Origin of the sequence: Acidaminococcus massiliensis (assembly GCF_900095825.1) — a bacterium.
Taxonomy (GTDB): domain Bacteria; phylum Bacillota; class Negativicutes; order Acidaminococcales; family Acidaminococcaceae; genus Acidaminococcus; species Acidaminococcus massiliensis.
This window is the reverse complement of sequence record NZ_LT608315.1, coordinates 1,126,943-1,144,962: the sequence shown is the minus strand read 5'-3', so window position 1 is coordinate 1,144,962 and position 18,020 is coordinate 1,126,943. Positions and strand designations below refer to the sequence as shown.

At 55.2% G+C, this 18,020-nt stretch carries 13 protein-coding genes; 1 reads left to right on the top strand and 12 read right to left on the bottom strand.

Annotated features, from left to right (window positions below):
* Positions 1-116: 116 nt before the first annotated feature.
* The 6 genes from BQ2657_RS05625 to BQ2657_RS05600 all read right to left on the bottom strand — a co-directional run bounded on the left by BQ2657_RS05625 (position 117) and on the right by BQ2657_RS05600 (position 6,568).
* The gene (locus BQ2657_RS05625; protein ID WP_232709020.1) at positions 117-1,466 is read right to left on the bottom strand and encodes a hypothetical protein; all 1,350 of its coding nucleotides are present in this window, start codon (positions 1,464-1,466) and stop codon (positions 117-119) included.
* Positions 1,467-1,540: 74 nt separating this feature from the next.
* Positions 1,541-2,464 carry a VirK/YbjX family protein gene (locus tag BQ2657_RS05620; protein WP_075579742.1) on the bottom strand — a complete coding sequence of 308 codons (924 nt, stop codon included), beginning with the start codon at positions 2,462-2,464 and terminating at the stop codon, positions 1,541-1,543.
* 235 nt (positions 2,465-2,699) lie between these two features.
* Positions 2,700-3,338 (bottom strand): hypothetical protein, encoded by a 639-nt coding sequence (locus BQ2657_RS05615; RefSeq protein ID WP_075579741.1) that lies wholly within the window; start codon positions 3,336-3,338, stop codon positions 2,700-2,702.
* A gap of 68 nt (positions 3,339-3,406) precedes the next feature.
* Complete coding sequence (locus BQ2657_RS05610) at positions 3,407-3,928, bottom strand: SH3 domain-containing protein (RefSeq protein ID WP_075579740.1); 522 nt, start codon at positions 3,926-3,928, stop codon at positions 3,407-3,409.
* 84 nt (positions 3,929-4,012) lie between these two features.
* Positions 4,013-5,839, bottom strand: coding sequence for an SH3 domain-containing protein (locus BQ2657_RS13080; RefSeq protein WP_075579739.1), 1,827 nt, complete (start codon positions 5,837-5,839; stop codon positions 4,013-4,015).
* A gap of 87 nt (positions 5,840-5,926) precedes the next feature.
* A complete protein-coding gene (locus BQ2657_RS05600) occupies positions 5,927-6,568 on the bottom strand; it encodes a YigZ family protein (RefSeq protein ID WP_075579738.1) in 642 nt (213 codons plus the stop codon).
* Between the two features lie 419 nt (positions 6,569-6,987).
* On the opposite strand from BQ2657_RS05600, the gene BQ2657_RS05595 reads away from it, so the two are divergent.
* Positions 6,988-8,265, top strand: a complete 1,278-nt coding sequence (locus BQ2657_RS05595; protein ID WP_083236187.1) for a C40 family peptidase — start codon at positions 6,988-6,990, stop codon at positions 8,263-8,265.
* A 242-nt stretch (positions 8,266-8,507) separates the two neighbouring features.
* On the opposite strand, the gene BQ2657_RS05590 is transcribed toward BQ2657_RS05595, so the two are convergent.
* The 6 genes from BQ2657_RS05590 to BQ2657_RS05565 form a co-directional block, all read right to left on the bottom strand.
* Positions 8,508-9,776 (bottom strand): S-layer homology domain-containing protein, encoded by a 1,269-nt coding sequence (locus tag BQ2657_RS05590; RefSeq protein ID WP_075579737.1) that lies wholly within the window; start codon positions 9,774-9,776, stop codon positions 8,508-8,510.
* Positions 9,777-10,142: 366 nt separating this feature from the next.
* Complete coding sequence (locus BQ2657_RS05585; RefSeq protein WP_075579736.1) at positions 10,143-11,465, bottom strand: S-layer homology domain-containing protein; 1,323 nt, start codon at positions 11,463-11,465, stop codon at positions 10,143-10,145.
* Between the two features lie 328 nt (positions 11,466-11,793).
* Positions 11,794-13,065 (bottom strand): S-layer homology domain-containing protein, encoded by a 1,272-nt coding sequence (locus BQ2657_RS05580; RefSeq protein ID WP_075579735.1) that lies wholly within the window; start codon positions 13,063-13,065, stop codon positions 11,794-11,796.
* Between the two features lie 289 nt (positions 13,066-13,354).
* The gene (locus BQ2657_RS05575; protein WP_075581006.1) at positions 13,355-14,653 is read right to left on the bottom strand and encodes an S-layer homology domain-containing protein; all 1,299 of its coding nucleotides are present in this window, start codon (positions 14,651-14,653) and stop codon (positions 13,355-13,357) included.
* Positions 14,654-14,949: 296 nt separating this feature from the next.
* Entirely contained in the window at positions 14,950-16,200 is a 1,251-nt protein-coding gene (locus BQ2657_RS05570) for an S-layer homology domain-containing protein (RefSeq protein ID WP_075579734.1), read from the bottom strand.
* A gap of 390 nt (positions 16,201-16,590) precedes the next feature.
* The gene (locus tag BQ2657_RS05565; RefSeq protein ID WP_075579733.1) at positions 16,591-17,889 is read right to left on the bottom strand and encodes an S-layer homology domain-containing protein; all 1,299 of its coding nucleotides are present in this window, start codon (positions 17,887-17,889) and stop codon (positions 16,591-16,593) included.
* Between the last annotated feature and the right edge of the window lie 131 nt (positions 17,890-18,020).

Genomic DNA, 18,020 nt, shown 5'->3' with positions numbered 1-18,020 from the left:
TGCATGCAGGCAGCTCCCTGCCTGAAAAACAGTTACACTCTTCAATATTATAACACAAAAGGCCCCTCTCTTCCGCAACTTTGTGTGAAAGAGAGAGGCCCGGTTTCCCCACCGTCTCAAAGGGTGGAGGAATTGTAGGCACTTCCGTCATCTTCATCCAGCACAGGCTGGCTGTTGTTCCTGCGTACCAGTTTCTTGGCTTCTTCGTCCCGTTTCTGGTCTTCGGCCAGAGCCGCTTCGGTCTCTGCATCCGCTTTATCTTCCCCGCTGTCTTTCGCAGCAGGTTCTTGGACAGCGTTCTTGTCATCCGCAGGCTGCTCCAGTTCCGTTTCATCCAGAGCCACTCCCGTAGATTTCTTGGGTTGGACCGTCCCGGCAGTTTCCTTCTGGGTTTCCTGGGCAGGAGCCGTTTCAACAGCGGCCGGTTCTCCAGCCGGTTTCTTGGTCACCGCAGAAGCGGGCTGGGCAGCAGAAGGCCCTTCCTGGGCATTGCTCCCATCCAGCTGCTGTCCCACAGCAGAACTGCCGGCCAGGATCACGCCGTCCACGCTGGTATCTTCCGCTACCTGCACATAAGTGTTGGTCCCAGCAGGAATGGTCACAGAAGAACCCTTCACAAAGGCACCGCCCACAACGCCTACAGGCCCGAAGAGGATCATGCCCCCGATGGAAGCACCGGCGGCACCGGCAGCTGTCTTGGCCTGCTGTTTGGCCAGGTCACCCACCATCACAGGGACCGCGCCCCCGTTCACCGCCACCACATGGGAAAAATCCAGGTCGATCCGGGCATCCCGTCCGAAAATCCGAGGCTGCACGATCTTTTTGATCTGTCCGTAGCCTTTGGCTCCTTTGGGCAGTACCAGGGCATCCCCCACATACACATTGTCATCCACGATGAAGTCGATGGTATCCCCCTGCTGATTGGTCTTGCTGTTGATGTCTTCCATGAATTTTACTTTGATCAGGGAATCCTTGGGCAGCACCACCGTGCTGGAAGTCAGGCTGCCGTTGGGGAAGGCCGCCTTGGTGAGACGGTTCAGGCGGCTGTTGAAGGAATCCTTGGCATATTCCGTACCGAAGATCTGGGTTTCCAGATGGCCCAGCCGGCTCTTGGCCGCATCGATGGACATCCGGTCCGAGAACTGCCACTCGATGACGTTCATCATGGTGGCCATGGACAGCTGCCCATTGACAGGGGCTCCTTCCAGCCGGTTGTACAGTTTGTCCACTCGGCTCATGACGGAACCAGTGCTTTTCTGGCCATACATATCCGTTTCCATCTTATCCACCCGGGAGACCAGGGAGCCGGTCTGCACCGCGCCATACAGGAAATTCTCCGCGATTTCCACCTTCCCTGCCACCGTATTGGTAGAAGCCAGCTCTTCTGCGAAAGCAGGGACCAGGCTGGTGAGGCAGAGCAGAGCCGTCAATAACAAGCTGATGAATTTTTTCTTCAATCCAGACACCTCCGTCAGGGTATTTTCAGGAACTATTGGTTTTATTGTATCATAAATCAGGGTACGGTGAAAGGCCGTTCCTTCTAGGCCTCTCCACTCTTTGCTTTTTTCCAGGGGGCCAGTTTCTCTGCCATTTCGGCCCGCATCCGATCCATCAGTTCATACCGGCGCCGGTGATTGGCCCGTTTGGAAGGCTTCAGTTCTGACAGATCCCGCCGTTTTTCTTCCAGTGGGATCCGGTAGAACCGGGGATCAGCGCAGGGTTCTCCCCCGCATTCTCCCCAGAAATCCCCGAAATCGGTCTTCAGCTTCCGGTCCATCCGCACATGGTTCATGGCATAATAGCCTGCATTGGTCACCGCAAAGATGGCCTGGCAGCCCATCAGATCCGCTAGGGTCCGCAGCCCGTAGAAGATCAGGTTCTTGGTTCGGTAGCCAAAGAATTTCTTGGTCATAGCCTTCACCGCATCGTTCCCTAGGCTGGTCCCCTGGAGAGCCCCCACCCAGAAGCAGGGTTTTCCGCTTTCCGGATCCGGTCCCAGCCAGAACATGATCTGATAAAAATCCAGTTCTCCCCAGTGGAGGACCAGGGAGAGACAGCCTTCCTTCCGCTGTCCGGGATGGAAAAGGAGATCCAGGGTCAGAGGCTTTTCCTGGAATGCATCGGTCCACAAATTCACCCGGCCGTGGCGGACATAAATCTGCCGGAGGAATTCCGGTTCCATCAGCTGTTGCAGGGCAAAAATGTGATAGGTGATCAGTTTTTCCCGTTCTGCCCAATCTGCTCCCTTGAAAAAGAAAGCCCGGGTCGCCTGTTCCAGGAGACAGGGCATCCCCTGGAGCACTTCCCGGCGCAGGGGATCCCCATGGAAGAATTTCTGCAGTGCATCCATCTGTCCCCGGTGGGTCCGGCAGCGGATCAGATAGACCCAGTAGCGTTTCCGTTCCTTCAGATGCTTGATATTGTAGCAGGCCAAGCCTGCCGCCTTGATTTCTGCCCAATCCATTGGTGTGGTTCCCTTCCTTGCAAGAAATAGGGGCTGTTGCTTATGCAACAGCCCCTTTGGTCGCGAGTCATGAGTCGCGGGCTTGTTGGTACAGACCGAAGATCCAGTTTTGCAAGTTCCAGACGATTTTGTCGTACCCTTCCTATAGAAAAAGGACATACGGCTTGAACCTCCTGGCTCGCGACCCGTGACCCGCGACCCGCGGCCCCGGGGTGTGGATTCTTTCACACCCCCTTTATTTATTGTTCTTAATCACTTTTTTCAGCTCTCTCCGGCAGAACAGGCCGAATTCGTGATGAGGCCAGTCGGACCGGGGATTGATGGCTCCAGATTCCATTTCCCTTCCGTAATGCCAGTTGTCTTTTTTGAATTTGTGGTTCAGCATGTTCACCGTAGCGAACCGCCCCTGGTAATCCAGGATGGTCATGGGTTCCCTGCGGAAGTTGTCTTCCGTTACGTCGAACTTGTCCACAGCCATGACGATGACCACGTCAGCGCCGCTGGCTTTGGCTACTGCTTCCAGCCCGGCCTGGGTAAACAGGTTGTCCTGTTCCTGGAGAGCCACTTTCCGGACCACATCGGAATCCACCATATCATATTCGGGATATTGGAAAGCCTTGGCGATTTCATTGCTGAAAACGATGGGTTTCATCCCTTCATTGTCTTCTACCTTTTCCCCGATCATCAAGGGCACCACAGCCAATTTCAGGGATTTCACCTGAGGCGTTGCAGCAGGAGTTTGCTGTTGGGCGGTGGTTTCTGCCGGCTTGGACGGCGTAAACGTAAAAGTCCCTGCTTCCGCCTGCTGGAAGACAGGCAGCGTCAGTGCTGCACTGAAAGCGACGGCAGACAGCGTTTGCCAGAATTTTTTCATATTGCTACAAACCTCCTAGTAGTCATTTCTCTTATTTTATCACATCCGGGAAAGCTTTGGCCAGAAAATTAAAGTTCTTGGCAGTAATCAGAAGCAACCCAGCCGATATCCCCGTTTTCCCGTTCCACTTTGGTCCAGTGGATACCGCCTCCATCAGCTGCATCCAGGATGGTCACGATTTCCCCCTTGGCGAAATAATCCAGCACATCCCCGTTCTGGCTGGGATCGCTGCGCATCCGTACTTCCGTACCGGTGATCCGGCCCTTCCGGTCCTGGAGGCGGGTCTCTGAAGGGATCAGGGCCCCTTCCTGTACCCGGCAGTATTCTCCGGCCACCCAGCCCAGGGTTCCATCCTTCCGGCTCACTTCATACCATTTTCGGCCCTCGTTCACGTTGCTCTTCAGGACTTCTACCTTTTCTCCATCCTCAAAATAACCCAGGATTTCCGTATCCGTCCCTGCGCCTTTCCGCATCCGCACTTCCGTACCGATAATGGTTCCAGCTGCAGCAGCATCCGCTTTTCGATCCATGGGGAATGTCAGACCCAGCAGACAGCATAGTGCGGCGATGATCCGTCCCATCTTTTTCATCACGGTCTGCCTCCTTCTCCTTTGATGTAGTCATTGTATCACGAACGTCCCTGACCTTCCAGTCATAAAAAAGATTTCACAGGATCAGCCTTGGGCACAGAAATCAGCGGATACCCAGCCCACGGAACCATCGCTCCGGCGGACTTTCAGCCAGCGCTGTCCGGCACTGGTCACATCGTCCAGGATGGCAACCGTTTCGCCGTTCTCGAAATACCCCAGCACCTCGCTGTCCGTGCTGTAGCTGGCCCGCATCCGCACTTCTGTGCCAGTGATGGTGCCGGAAGCACCGGCACTGCCGTCTCCACTGCCCAGGCTGCAGTAGTCTGCAGCCACATAGCCGGTGGAGCCGTCACTGCGGCTCACCTTGTACCAGGTCATGCCGTCCGCCCGGGTGCTGCCCAGCACCTGGACCGACTCACCCTGGCTAAAGACACCGATGACGCCGCTGTCCAGGCCGGCGCCATCCCGCATCCGCACCTCCGTGCCAGTGATCACCCCGGCCCCGCTCACATCCGTATCCAGCGCCGCAGCTGCAGCCCGTGCTGCTTCCGCCTGGCGCTGTGCCTCAGCCTGCCGTTCTGCTTCCGCAGCAGCTTCCGCTGCCCGGCGGGCTTCTTCTGCCGCCCGTTCTTCCGCTTCCCGGCGGGCCTTTTCTTCAGCAGCCCGTTTCTCTGCCGCTTCCCGGATGGCCACCAGTTCCTTCATCCGGGCTTCTTCCCGGGCAGCTTCTTCTTTGGCTTCCTGAGCCTGGATGGCCGCCACCTTTTCCTTCACAGTCATCGGCCGGGCAGGAGCCTGTTCTGCCTTCTGGACTTCTGGTTTAGGTTCCAGCACGGCCTGTTTGGCTGCGGCAGCAGCGGTCTTCCCAGCTGCATCAGCCCCTTTGGCCACGGCTGTCAGGCTGCCGGCCGCCGCTTCTGCTGCCTTGGTTTCCTTTGCGGACTGGGTCTTGGCAGCTTGGGCAGCCTCTTTCCGTGCCTGTTCTTCAACCTTGGCTTTGGCTTCCGCCCGGGCTTTGGCCCGTGCTTCTGCCCTGGCCTGGGCTTCCGCTTCCTGCTGGGCCTTCAGGCGTTCTTCTGCTTCCGCTTTGGCCCGGGCCTCTTTCTCCGCCTTGGCCTTTGCCTTGGCATCGGCTTTGGCTTGGGCCTCATCCTGGGCTTTTTCCCGGGCAGCGATCCGAGCTCTCAGTTTGGCCAGGCCAGTCCCTGTGCTTTCCCCGGTCGCAACTGCCGCACCAGCGGGTTTGTCAGCCGTGTCAGCTGGAGCCGGCGTCTCCTCCGCAGATCCGCTGCTGTGGTCGATGGGAGCTGCCGTTACATTGCCGTCCGCATCCATGCCCGCAGCAGAAAGATTGATCTCGATTTCTCCCTCGCTTTTATCCAGCACGGCACCAGCATGGTAGACCCCGATCAGACTGCCGTCCTTATCCACATAATAAGTATCTGGAAGGGTCTGGAGCTTGGCCGGATCCACGTCGTACAGGTACTGGAGCCCGTTCTGGGCCAGTCCTGCCAGCTGGTCTTTGGTATAATAGTAGCTCAATGGCCGCAGATCTCCGGTTTTCCGGTCAAAAGTCATACCGAGGCTTTCTTCCACACCCATGTTGGGCGTCATGACCAAGGTGAAACTGATCAGCTCCCCATCCGATTTGTGGACATCATAGTGGACCTTCCCTCCGCCCAAGGTGGAAGCTTCACTGGCAAAAGAAGCCGCCTGGCTGCTCAGGGCCCGGTTGATTTTTTCATCAGCTGCCCTGCTGCCGCCGGTTACCTGCGGACATTCTACCGTTACTTTGTTTTCCGTACGTGTAAGCGTCTTTACAGCACCACTGGCATCTGCTGCCCAGACAGGGGCTGGCGTGGCCCCTAGGACCAGGCAGCTCATCAGGACCGCACAAGTTTTTTTCAGCATTCTATCGAGCCTGCTTTCTAAGATGTACTTTCCCCATCATCTCATAAATGTACAATATGATAAGTGTACTGTAATATGGGTGGAAAATCAAGGCCGGGAAAGGACGGGACATTCTTTGAAGAACTTCCTTTCCTCTTCCAGCTGCACCGGCCGGCTGAGACTTTCAGTCAGCCAGGCCTCTGCTTCCTCCTTCCGGCTCTCCGGCATCACCAGATGGAGCTTTGCCCGGCTGCCATATTCCACATCCCCCACCGTAAACAAAGACTGCTGGTACAATAAGTTCAGTACCCGGCCTACATCGTCCAAAGACCAAAGGAAGCTGCAGTCCGCCATGGGCACCCTTTCCGCCAGGCCGGCCTCGTCCACCGCCTGTGCCACGGCTTTTCCGTAGGTCCGGGTAAGACCGCCGGCCCCCAGCTTGATGCCTCCGAAATACCGGGTCACCACCGCAGCCGTATTGTAGAGCTCTTTCCGGCGCAGCACTTCCAGCATGGGAGATCCCGCCGTCCCGCTGGGTTCCCCATCGTCATTGGACCGTTCCACCCGGTTGTCCGCCCCCACGATGTAGGCGGAACAGTTGTGGGTGGCATCCCAGTACTTCTTTTTCATGGCCCGGACAAACCCCTGGGCTTCGGCTTCACTCTCCACCCGTGTCAGGGTGCACAGGAACCGGGATTTTTCCACCACCAGTTCACTGACCACCGGCCGGGCGATCACATATTTTCCCATTGCCGTTTCCGTCCTTTCCGTTAGGTGTATCACAGGGGATATTATACCATAAGAAAGGCAGTCAGCGGCCGGGGGACCTGAGGTTTCATCGTTGGTCGTTCATCGTTCATCGTTTTGGATGCCAAATGCCAGGCATTTTCCGCTGAACATATTTGCCCTCTGGGCGGCCGGGACGGTCTCCCCTGCGGGGAGCCCCTACCACGTTGGAGTCATAGGAACAACGAAAAATCACAGAAACGGAATTATCGAAAAATCCATTTCCCAGATTCTCGTAATCGAGCATCCGACACCAACGCTGTAGGGCGGGCCAAAGGCACGCCCTTCCCGGCCGTTGACAGTTGACTGTTTACCTGGCTGTTGCTCATGCAACAGCCTTTCTTATGGTATAATAGGGACGCTATGTAAAGGAGGTTATCATTTTGCTGCATGCTTTCCATCGTATATCCCTTTTGACCGGTGCCCTCTGCCTGTCCGCATCTGTGGCTTTGGCTGCGGCGGCCATGCCCGGCACACCGGCTTCTTTGACCAAACCTTCCGCCTGGACCACTGCTGCCGGGAACACCGTCCTGGCCACCCCGGAACGGATCCGTGCCATGAACGCCCAGATGGACAAAGCCACTTTCGGCGATTCCATCCAGGATCTGGGCGCCACCATTTCCGGCGACAAACTCACCGGCTATGTGAATTCCTTCGGCATGGACGAAGACCAGTATATCCAAGGGGCGCCCATCAGCCACACCTTTGCCGCCCAGCTGGTCCAGGACGCCAAAGCCAATATCCGTCCCACCAATACGGTGAAATACGGAGTGGTGGTGGACCGGGTGGATCTCCGTTCCTTTCCCACCCTCCAGCGAGCCTTCGATTCCGCCTCCGATACCCAGTTCGACAACTGGCAGGAAACGGCTGTGGATCCGGCCACTCCGGTCCGGGTGTACCACACCAATCCCCAGGGAAATTTCATCTTTGTCCGGACCCCCCACTATCGAGGCTGGGTTCCCCGGAACAAAGTAGCCATCACTGATGCCAAGACCTGGCAGACCTACGCCGCTCCGGACGCTCCGGCGGTGGTCACCGGACGGATCCTGACCCTCCAGGCCGGCTCCCAACCCCAGCTGTACCAAATGGGTGCCGCCATCCCCACCCGGAACGGGAACCTGCTCCTGCCCACCCGGAACCACCAAGGCTATCTCCTGATCGTCCCGGTAAAAGCCGCTTATGGAGCGGATCTCCACCAAGGCTACCTGCCCTATACGGCCAACAATACCATCGAAATGGCTTTCAAACATCTGGGAGCTCCCTACGGCTGGGGCGGCATGCATAACAGTGTGGACTGCTCCTCTTTCGTCCAGGATGTGTACCGGACCATGGGGATCCAATTGCCCCGGAACGGAGATGAGCAGGCCCAGTCCTTCCCAGGAAAAAGCTTCCAGTGTCTGACCCATGGGGAGAAACTGGCCTACATCAAAACTGCAGCCCCCGGCTCCCTGCTGTTCACCCCCTACCATGTAATGATGGTGCTGGGCAATTACAATGGCACCCCCTATATGATCCACTCCCTGGCTTCCTACGGCATGGAAACCTCCAGCGGCGTGGTGAAGAACCGGATCATGCAGGTGGTAGTCAGCAAAGTGGATTTGATGGCCGGCAGCGGGACCTCCCTGGTGGACCAGATGACCCAATGCAATACATGGAGATAAAGCACCGATCACTTTATTCCAATTAAAAAAAAGCGGCTGTGAAGAAATGAAAAACCATTTCTTCACAGCCGCTTTGCTCGCGAGTCGTAAGTCGTAAATCGCGGGCTTGTTGGCATGGACCCAAGATTCCATTTTACAGTTTCCATTCGACCTTATCTTATCATTATATGGAAAAGGACAAACGGATGAAACGTCCAGGCTCGTGACCCGCGACCGGGGGGTGATATTTTCATCCCCCTTCTTTAAAATGTCACCACCAGCTGGCTCCAGAGGGTCCGGGCGTGTTTCCCGTTCTGGTCCCCTTCTTTGCCTTTCAGGTCGTAGTAATCCACTTCGGCCACCATGTTCTTGGCCAGGGTCAGGTTGCCCCCCACTTTCCAGCCTTTGAACCCGTTGGTGATCCCGTTGTCTCCTGGGATGAAGGCATCCCAATTGCCATCCATGGTATGGTCGATCACCGTGGAAGCGCTCTGGTCATAATAAGTGGCCAAAAGGCCCCAGCTGCCCGGCTTGTCGCTTTCAGCCCCGCCGTAGGTCAGCCCGGCCACCCAGCCGTCCTTGTCCCAGTCACGGTCTTTTTCGTAGTCGTTGCTGCCCCGGAGGTACATGGCGTTGATGCCCAGCTTGCCGGCCTGGTACCCGGCTCCGGCGGTCCAGATCTCATTGTCCGCCCCATCCAGGAAGGTCACATTGTCCGCCTTGGTGTAGGTGGCCGCCAGGTGCAGGTTGCCGATGTCCCCGCCCAGTTCGCTGGTCCAGAACTTGTCGGCGGTGGATACCTTTTCCTCATCGCTCATATAGCCGAACCCGGACACATCGGCCATCTTGCCGTAGGCAGCCTGGAGATAGGAAGCATGGCCCAGGGGTACCTTGGCCTTGATCCCGTCCACCGGGTTATCGTAAATGTTTCCATCTGCTAGGAATTCATCATACCGCCCGGCCTTCAGTTCCAAGACCCCGATCCGGCCGTCCAAGAAAGCTCTCTGGAAATCCGTATCGCTGTCCCCGGATTCGTTCCGGCCGCCGAAGTACTGGTGATTTTCCAGCATGGCCACATAATGCCAGTTGTCGTTCACTTCCCCGGTGAACCACAGACGGGTCCGGAGATCGGATTCGCTGCCCTTGCCGGTGGCGGCCCCGGAATCATTCCGGTAACTCATCTGTACTTCCCCGGTGATCTGGACATTGTCTGCGTTCTTTTCAAGTTTGGATACTCTAACGCCCAGATTGTCCAGTTCGTCCGCAAATTCGCTGACCAGTTTGTCATCGGCGCCAATGGCTCCTTTAGCCAGAGCCTTGGCCACGATTTGGGCCATTTCGTACCGGGTCATGGTCTTGTCCCCTTTGAAAGTACCGTCAGGGAACCCGTCCACCACCCCGGCCGCCGCCAGTTTGGCTACAGCTCCATAGGCCCAGTGGCCGGCAGGCAGATCGGAGAAAGGATTGGCCGCCAGGGCCGTCCCGCTGATGCCCAAGGCCAGAGCCAGGGCCAGCATCATTTTTTTATCCATAGGTAAAGCCTCCTTGTGGTTTCCCTCTTTCCTTCCCAGCCAGCAGGAGTTGCCGTGTTTCCTCCGCCAGCGCCGCAGGGAAGGGAAAGAAAAATAAGTTAGTTTTTTCTAACTTTACTTCACAAATTATACACCGTGCTAATTAATTTGGCAAGGAGGGGAAATAAAGACGTCAGACCGGCCTTTTGGGCCTTTCAGAGGACAGCCGTCAGATTGTTTGCGAAAAGCAGGACGGATTTGCTGCTATGCCGAACAAAGCTGACGTCTCAAGGCCCCTTTGGGGCTGTTTCTGACTTCTTCTTCGGCGTGAGACCGAAAAACGGCCCTCCTATGGGGAGAGCCGTTTTTTTGCTTCCAATCAGGTGATTAGAAGGTGATGTTCACCTCGGACCACAGGGTGCGGGCATGGCCTTGGTTGGTAAAGTCTTCGAAGCCGCTTGCACTCTTGTTCTTCAGGTCATAATATTCCACAGAAGCGATCATGTTCTTGGCCAGGGTCAGGTTGCCGCCCACCATGTAGCCTTTGAACCCGGTGTAGGGGAACATGTACCAATCGCCGTTCATGGTGTGGGAAACCACGGTCACTGCGGACTGGTCATAGTATTTGGCATAGAGGCCCCAGCTGCCCGGTTTCTTGTTTTCGGCACCGGCATAGCTCAGGCCGAATACGTATCCGTCATCGTCGAACGCATCTTCTGCACCATGGGCATCCGCATCCCCTTTCAGGTACAGGGCGCTGGCTTTCCATTTCCCGGCGGTGTAGTCGGCGCCTACCGTCCAGACCTTGTTGTCATACCGGTCCAGACCAGGATTGCCGGCCATGGCCCCGAAGTCTTGGTCGTTGATCTTGGTGTAGGTGGCTTCTCCATGGAGATTCCCCCAGTTGCCGCCCAGAGCCACGTTCCAGTAGGTATCCCCTACGGAATCATTTTTTTCGAAGATCCCTTTGGCCGGATCATATTTCTGCCAGCCATACCGATCCGTATTGGCCATCTTGCCCCAAGCTGCGGACAGATAGCCCTGGCCGAATTTCACTTCCGCCCGGACCGCATCGGAGAAGTCATCGTACAGGTTCCCGCCAGCGATGTAATCGTCGAAACGGCCGGCCAGGATGTTCACGGCGCCGATGTTCCCGCTCAGGTACGCTCTCTGGAAATCGGTATCGCTGTCCCCGGATTCATTCTTACCTTGGAAATACTGTCTATTCTGGAGCATGGCCAGGTAATGCCAGTTGTCGTTCACTTCCCCCGTGAACCACAGACGGGTACGGAGCTGGGATTGGGAATTGCCGCTGCCATCTCCCTTGAAAGCCCCGCCTTTTTTATCTGCATAGCTGATCCGGGCCGTACCGGTGATCTTTACATTGTCCGCGTTCTTTTCCAGCCGGGCCACCCGGACTCCCAGGTTGTCCAGTTCGTCAGCGAATTCGCTGACCAGTCTGTCGTCGGCACCGATGGCCCCTTTGGCCAGCGCCTTGGCCACGATCTGGGCCATTTCGTACCGGGTCATGGTCTTATCGCCCTTGAAGGTCCCATCAGGATAGCCATCGACGACTCCGGCAGCAGCCAGTTTGGCTACAGCGCCGTACGCCCAGTGGCCAGTGGGCAGATCGGAGAAAGGATTGGCTGCGAAAGCGGTGGCACTGACGCCCAGTGCCATGGCCATGGCAAAGACTAGAGATTTTTTCATTGGAGAGTCCTCCTAGAGTTTATTTTTATCCAGGCAGTCCCTTCCACTTCCCCCATTTTCGCGAGTCTCCTTGTTTCCTCTGGTTCTGGTGAAAGCTTTCCGGCAGCTGACCGGGATAAAGCAAGTATGATTTCTGAGTGTGAATTTTGTGTCATCTTGCATATTTGTAACATATTTTGCGAAAAATGGCAATATGGTGAAATCAAATTTATGATATAAGATAATTATTGTACAAATTGTTACATAAAAAATAAGCTGTACAGCTGGCCGACAGTTTCCCATCGGCCAGGCCTGCACAGCCCATCAGTAGGTATCCGGTTGGTACGGATCAGAAAGTAACGTTTAGTTCAGACCACAGGGTACGGGCATGGCTGTTATCCAAGTCGCCGCCCTTGCCTTTCAGGTCAAAGTATTCCACCGTAGCCACCATGTTCTTAGCCACGGTCAGATTGCCGCCCACCATCCAGCCTTTGAAGCCATAGGTGTCGAACATCGTATAATCCCCGTTCATGGTGTGTGCCAGCACGGTAGGAGCGGATTGGTCATAATATTTGGCATACAGGCCCCAGGTGCCCGGTTTGCTGGTTTCAGCACCGGCATAATTCAAGCCCACCACATAGCCGTCATCATCAGCTCCGCTCAATGTATCGATGTAGTCATTATCGCCTTTCAGATACATGGCATTGATATTCAGCTTGCCAGCCTGATAATCGGCTCCCAGGGTCCAGATCTTGTCATCGCCCTGCATGCCCATGGCTTTTACATCATTGGCTTTCAGGTAGGTCGCTTCTCCATGCAGGTTGCCGTAGTTGCCGCCCAATACAAAGGCATAGAAGGTATCTGCAGCGGATTGGTTCTTATCCCCATCTGCCGTCCAGCCATAGTTCACATCGTTGGCCAATTTGCCCCAGGCTGCATCGAAATAGGTCTTGCCGAAGTTGATCCGGCCTTCGATGGCATCGGCCCGGTCATCGAATACGTTCCCATCGGAGAAGAAAGCGTTGTAACGGCCGGCGGTCAGGTTCACAGCCCCGATGTTCCCGCTCAGGTAAGCTCTCTGGAATTCGGTATCGCTGTCCCCAGATTCATTCTTTCCTTCGAAGCTCTGGATATTCTGGAGCATGGCGGTGTAATGCCAATTGTCATTCACTTCTCCGGTGAACCACAGACGGGTACGGAGAGTGGAACCATGCTCATTTCCACCATAAGCAGCTTTGGCAGCTCCGCCCTTTACCGTATAGGTAGCATAACGGGCAGCCCCGGTGATCTTCACATTGTCCGCGTTCTTTTCCAGTTTGGCCACCCGGACTCCCAGGTTGTCCAGTTCATCAGCGAATTCGCTGACCAGTCTGTCGTCGGCACCGATGGCCCCTTTGGCCAGGGCTTTAGCCACAATCTGGGCCATTTCATACCGGGTCATGGTCTTGTCGCCTTTGAAGGTTCCGTCAGGATAGCCGTCAACTACGCCGGCAGCCGCCAGTTTAGCCACAGCGCCATAGGCCCAGTGGCCGGCCGGCAGGTCGGAGAAGGGGTTGGCCGCAAAAGCGGTAGCGCTGACGCCCAGGGCCATAGCCATAGCAAATACCAGAGATTTTTTCATTGGAGATTCCTCCCAGAGTTTATTTTTATCCAGGCAGTCCCTGCTCCGTCCTTCCCTTCCCGCGAGTCTCCTTGTTTCCTCTGTTCCAAGAAAAGCGTTCCAGTGCCTGACCGGGATAAAGCCAGTGTGAATAATCTGTCATCTTTCATAAATTTACCATATTTTGTATGTAAACGCAATGGAGCCGAGCTGGGATTGGTCTATAAGGAAAATATTGTATAGCTTGGTACATTTTTACGCAGAAAAAAGGAGCTGTCGCTCCTGCAACAGCCCCTCTTCCCTTTTCCCCTTAGAACGTCACCACGATCTGGGACCACAGGGTCCGGCTGTGGTCGCCGTCTTTGATTTCCAGGTCAGCATTGGCGTCCCGGGTCTTTAGGTCGTAATATTCTACCTTGGCCACCATGTTCTTGGCCACGGTCAGGTTCCCACCCACCATCCAGCCTTTAAAGCCGGCAGGGCCGAAAGCCGCGTAATCCCCGCACATGGTATGGGCCACGTAGGTGGCGCCGCCCTGGTCATAATACTGGGCGTAGAGGCCCCAGCTCCCCGGCTTGGCGGCGGTGGCACCCTTGTATCCCAATTTGGCCACCCAGCCGTCATGGTCCGGTTCCACACCGTTTACCAATTCATCGGCGTCCCCGTGAAGGTACATGATGCCCCCATTCCAGTCTCCGGCCTTGTAGTTGGCAGCTGCAGTCCAGATGTTGTTGGAGCCGCTTACCCAGTCGGTTTTCAGGTCTTCGATATGGTAATAGCTGGCTTCCAGGTTCAGGTTGCCGATGTCGCCGCCCAGTACAGCCTGGGCAAATTCCCCGGCTTTGGAGGCTTTGGCCTTGGCTTGTTTTTCCTTATCGGTTTCATTGAGGCCGGTCCAGCCATAGGTGCTCTTGTTGGCCATCTTGCCCCAGGTAGCGCCTGCATAGGCATTCCCGAATTTCGTTTTGGCGTTGATGCCGTCCACCCGGGTATCGTAGATATTGCCGTCCCCATAGAAGGCGCCATAGCGGCCGGCGGTCACATCGACGGCACCGATGTTCCCGGTGAGGAAGGCCCGCTGGAAATCCGTATCGCTGTCCCCGGAATCGTTCTTCCCCTTGTTGTTCCACTGCTGTTCGTTCTGGAGCATAGCCGTATAATGCCAGTTGTCGTTCACTTCCCCGGTGAAGAAGAGCCGGGACCGGGTCTTGGTGACGCTGCTCCTGCCCCGGTCTCCAGTGGTGTGGACGTAGTGGGTACGGATGTTCCCTGTGACTTTGACATTGTCTGCATTTTTCTCCAGTCTGGCAATCCGGACCCCCAGATTGTCCAGTTCGTCGGCAAATTCGCTGACCAGTCTGTCATCGGCGCTGATGGCCCCTTTGGCCAGGGCTTTGGCCACGATCTGGGCCATTTCATACCGGGTCATGGTCCGGTCACCTTGGAAGGTGCCGTCAGGATAGCCATCTACTACGCCGGCGGCAGCCAGTTTGGCAACGGCGCCGTAGGCCCAGTGGCCGGTGGGCAGATCGGAGAAGGGATTGGCGGCGAAAGCAGTGGTGCTGATGCCCAGTGCCATCGCCATGGCGAAGACTAGAGATTTTTTCATGGGAGATTCCTCCTGGAGTTTATTTTTATCCAGGCAGTGTACGGATCCTTCCACCCTGCGGAGTTTCCTTGTTGCCTCTTTTGCTGGTGGAAGCTTTCCGTCAGCTGACCGGGATAAAGCGAGTACGATGGGTGTTCCAGTTCCTAGTGTATATATGTCATATTTTTATCACATTTCTGTATAAATAGCAATATGTATAGTTATTCTTTTTGTCATAACTTATTTCTTGTATCTTTTGTAACAATATATGCAAAAAGACGGTTCCCGAAGGAACCGTCTTTGGAATCGTTCTGGAATTAGAAGGTAACAACCATCTGAGACCACAGGGTCTTGGAATGATCGCTGGTATCACCTTTGTCTTTCAGGTCATAGTATTCCACCTGAGCCACCATGTTCTTAGCCACGGTCAGGTTGCCGCCAACCATCCAGCCTTTGAAGCCGTCCGGACCGAAGGCATCGTAGTTGCCGTTCATGGTGTGGGCGATGTAGGTAGCGCCGCCCTGGTCATAGTATTTGCCGAACAGGCCCCAGCTGCCGGGTTTGGAAGCGGTAGCGCCCTTGTAGGACAGTTTGGCTACCCAGCCATCGTTGTCGGGTTCTACACCGTCAACCTTATCATCGGCATCGCCATGCAGGTACATAGCGCCAACAGTCCAGTCGCCTGCCTTGTAGGTGGCAGCAGCGGTCCAGATGTTGTCTTTGCCAGTCATCCAAGCAGTATCGATGTCTTTCACATGGAAGTAGTTGGCTTCCAGGTTCAGGTTGCCGATGTCGCCACCCAGTACAGCCTGGGTGTATTCGCCAGCCTTGGAGTCTTTCTTACCAGCAGCAGTCCAGCCATAGGTATCCAGGTTGGCCATCTTGCCCCAGGTTGCGCCCAAGTAGGTAGCGCCGAATTTCACATTGGCGTTCACAGCATCCACACGGGTATCATACACGTTGCCTTCGGAATAGGTGCCGTTGTACCGGCCGGCGGTCACGTTCACCACGCCGATGTTACCGGTCAGGTAAGCGCGCTGGAAGTCGGTGTCGTTGTCACCGGAATCATTCTTGCCGGCGTTGTCCCAGCGCTGTTCGTTCTGCAGCATCCCAACATAATGCCAGTTGTCGTTCACTTCGCCGGTGAAGAACAGACGGGACCGGGTCTTGCTTACATGGCCTTTAGCCAGTTCACCAGTGGTGTTGGCATAGTGGGTACGGATGTTCCCGGTGATCTTCACAGCGTCAGCGTTCTTTTCCAGTCTGGCAACGCGGACACCCAGGTTGTCCAGTTCATCAGCGAATTCGCTGACCAGTTTGTCATCAGCACCGATAGCGCCTTTGGCCAGAGCCTTGGCAACGATCTGAGCCATTTCGTAACGGGTCATGGTCTTGTCGCCTTTGAAGGTGCCGTCAGGATAGCCGTCGACTACGCCGGCAGCAGCCAGTTTGGCAACAGCGCCGTAAGCCCAGTGGCCAGCAGGCAGATCAGAGAAGGGGTTGGCAGCGAAAGCGGTAGCGCTGACGCCCAGAGCCATAGCCATAGCAAAAACTAAAGACTTTTTCATGGATATTCCTCCTTAGGAAAGTCGGAGTGGATCCCGTAAGGACATCCTGCTGAATTCTGCCGCGAGTCGCCTTGTTTCCTCTGGTTCCTTCAGCTTTCTGTTCTTGTGGAATTCACAATACTATTGTGACAACTTTTTGTCACGTACTTATTTTACCACAAGGTAACAGAAAGATGCAAATATGTGAATTTTATTTGACTGATATTTACAATCATGCATGTTTTATTTTTTAAAATTCATGTTTTTATCACGATATTGCGATTTTATAGCGCGAAAAAAGGACGATTCCGAAGAATCGTCCTTTTTGTATTGGTGATGGAAGAATCCACCACCATGCTCTGCATGGTCCCCCGCCCTTAAAAAGGGCGGATACCCAAAGAAGCAGTGGAATTAGAAGGTTACGACCATCTGAGACCACAGGGTCCGAGCATGGGCATCGGATTCTTTGCCCTTCAGGTCGTAGTATTCAACCTGAGCCACCATGTTCTTGGCCAGGGTCAGGTTGCCACCCACCTGATAGCCTTTGAAGCCTTCGCCGTTGAAGGAATCCCACAGGCCATTCATGGTGTGGTAAACGATGGTGGGAGCTCCCTGATCGTAGTATTTGGCGAACAGGCCCCAAGAACCAGGTTTGGAAGCGGTAGCGCCCTTGTAGCCCAGGGAGATGACATAGCCGTCATCATCGCCGTTCTTGTAGTTGCTGTACTTCAAGGTATCATCGTCGCCCTTCAGGTACATAGCACCGATCTTGAAGTCGCCGGCTTTGTAGTTGGCCCCAACGGTCCAAATCTTGGCATCGCCGGTCAGGCCGTTGTCGATGTACGGATTTACATCGTCAGCCTTGGTGTAGGTAGCAGCCAGGTCCAGGTTGCCGATGCTGCCGCCCAGTTCTGCGTTCCAGAATTTGTCAGCTACGGAATCATCTTTGGTCCATTTACGGCCAGCGATGGTCCCCAAATCACCGTCAGTCCAGCCATAGTTGTCCTTATTGGCCATCTTGCCGTAAGCAGCGCTGAAATAGGTCTGGCCGAAAGGAACTTTGAATTCAACACCGTCCACACGGGTATCATACACGTTGCCTTCAGCAATGGTCTTGCTGTAACGGCCGGCAGTGATGTTCCAGACGCCGATGTTACCATTCAGATAAGCTCTCTGGAAGGAAGTATCGGAATCGCCGGATTCGTTCTTGCCCTGGAAGTACTGGTTGTTTTCCAGCATGGAAACGTAATGCCAGTTGTCGTTGACTTCACCGGTCAGCCACAGACGGGTACGCAGACGGGACTGAGATTTGTCATCGACACCTTTCAGTTTGCCGCCGCTGCTGTCCCGGTAGCTGGCACGGACGTTCCCGGTAATCTTTACGTTATCAGCGTTCTTTTCCAGTTTGGCAACCCGGACGCCCAGGTTGTCCAGTTCATCAGCGAATTCGCTGACCAGTTTGTCGTCGGCACCGATGGCACCTTTGGCCAGAGCCTTGGCAACGATCTGAGCCATTTCATAACGGGTCATGGTCTTGTCGCCTTTGAAGGTGCCGTCAGGATAGCCGTCGACTACGCCGGCAGCAGCCAGTTTGGCAACAGCGCCGTAAGCCCAGTGGCCAGCAGGCAGATCAGAGAAGGGGTTGGCAGCGAAAGCAGTAGCGCTGACACCCAGAGCCATAGCCATGGCAAAAACTAAAGATTTTTTCATAGGAAACACTCCCTTGAATTGGATTTGTCCTGCTGCCAGGTTCCTTTCCGGAGTTTTCCAGTCTTTTCCGTGCGAGTATCCTTGTTTCCTCTACGTACACATCCTGGAAGCATCCATCCATTGTCCTTTGG

What these genes read in the sequence shown, in the direction of transcription:
- BQ2657_RS05620 (WP_075579742.1), bottom strand. Translation starts at nt 2,464, where the DNA reads ATGGATTGGGCAGAAATCAAGGCGGCAGGCTTGGCCTGCTACAATATC.
- BQ2657_RS05615 (WP_075579741.1), bottom strand. Translation starts at nt 3,338, where the DNA reads ATGAAAAAATTCTGGCAAACGCTGTCTGCCGTCGCTTTCAGTGCAGCA.
- BQ2657_RS05610 (WP_075579740.1), bottom strand. Translation starts at nt 3,928, where the DNA reads ATGAAAAAGATGGGACGGATCATCGCCGCACTATGCTGTCTGCTGGGT.
- BQ2657_RS13080 (WP_075579739.1), bottom strand. Translation starts at nt 5,839, where the DNA reads ATGCTGAAAAAAACTTGTGCGGTCCTGATGAGCTGCCTGGTCCTAGGG.
- BQ2657_RS05600 (WP_075579738.1), bottom strand. Translation starts at nt 6,568, where the DNA reads ATGGGAAAATATGTGATCGCCCGGCCGGTGGTCAGTGAACTGGTGGTG.
- BQ2657_RS05590 (WP_075579737.1), bottom strand. Translation starts at nt 9,776, where the DNA reads ATGGATAAAAAAATGATGCTGGCCCTGGCTCTGGCCTTGGGCATCAGC.
- BQ2657_RS05585 (WP_075579736.1), bottom strand. Translation starts at nt 11,465, where the DNA reads ATGAAAAAATCTCTAGTCTTTGCCATGGCCATGGCACTGGGCGTCAGT.
- BQ2657_RS05580 (WP_075579735.1), bottom strand. Translation starts at nt 13,065, where the DNA reads ATGAAAAAATCTCTGGTATTTGCTATGGCTATGGCCCTGGGCGTCAGC.
- BQ2657_RS05575 (WP_075581006.1), bottom strand. Translation starts at nt 14,653, where the DNA reads ATGAAAAAATCTCTAGTCTTCGCCATGGCGATGGCACTGGGCATCAGC.
- BQ2657_RS05570 (WP_075579734.1), bottom strand. Translation starts at nt 16,200, where the DNA reads ATGAAAAAGTCTTTAGTTTTTGCTATGGCTATGGCTCTGGGCGTCAGC.
- BQ2657_RS05565 (WP_075579733.1), bottom strand. Translation starts at nt 17,889, where the DNA reads ATGAAAAAATCTTTAGTTTTTGCCATGGCTATGGCTCTGGGTGTCAGC.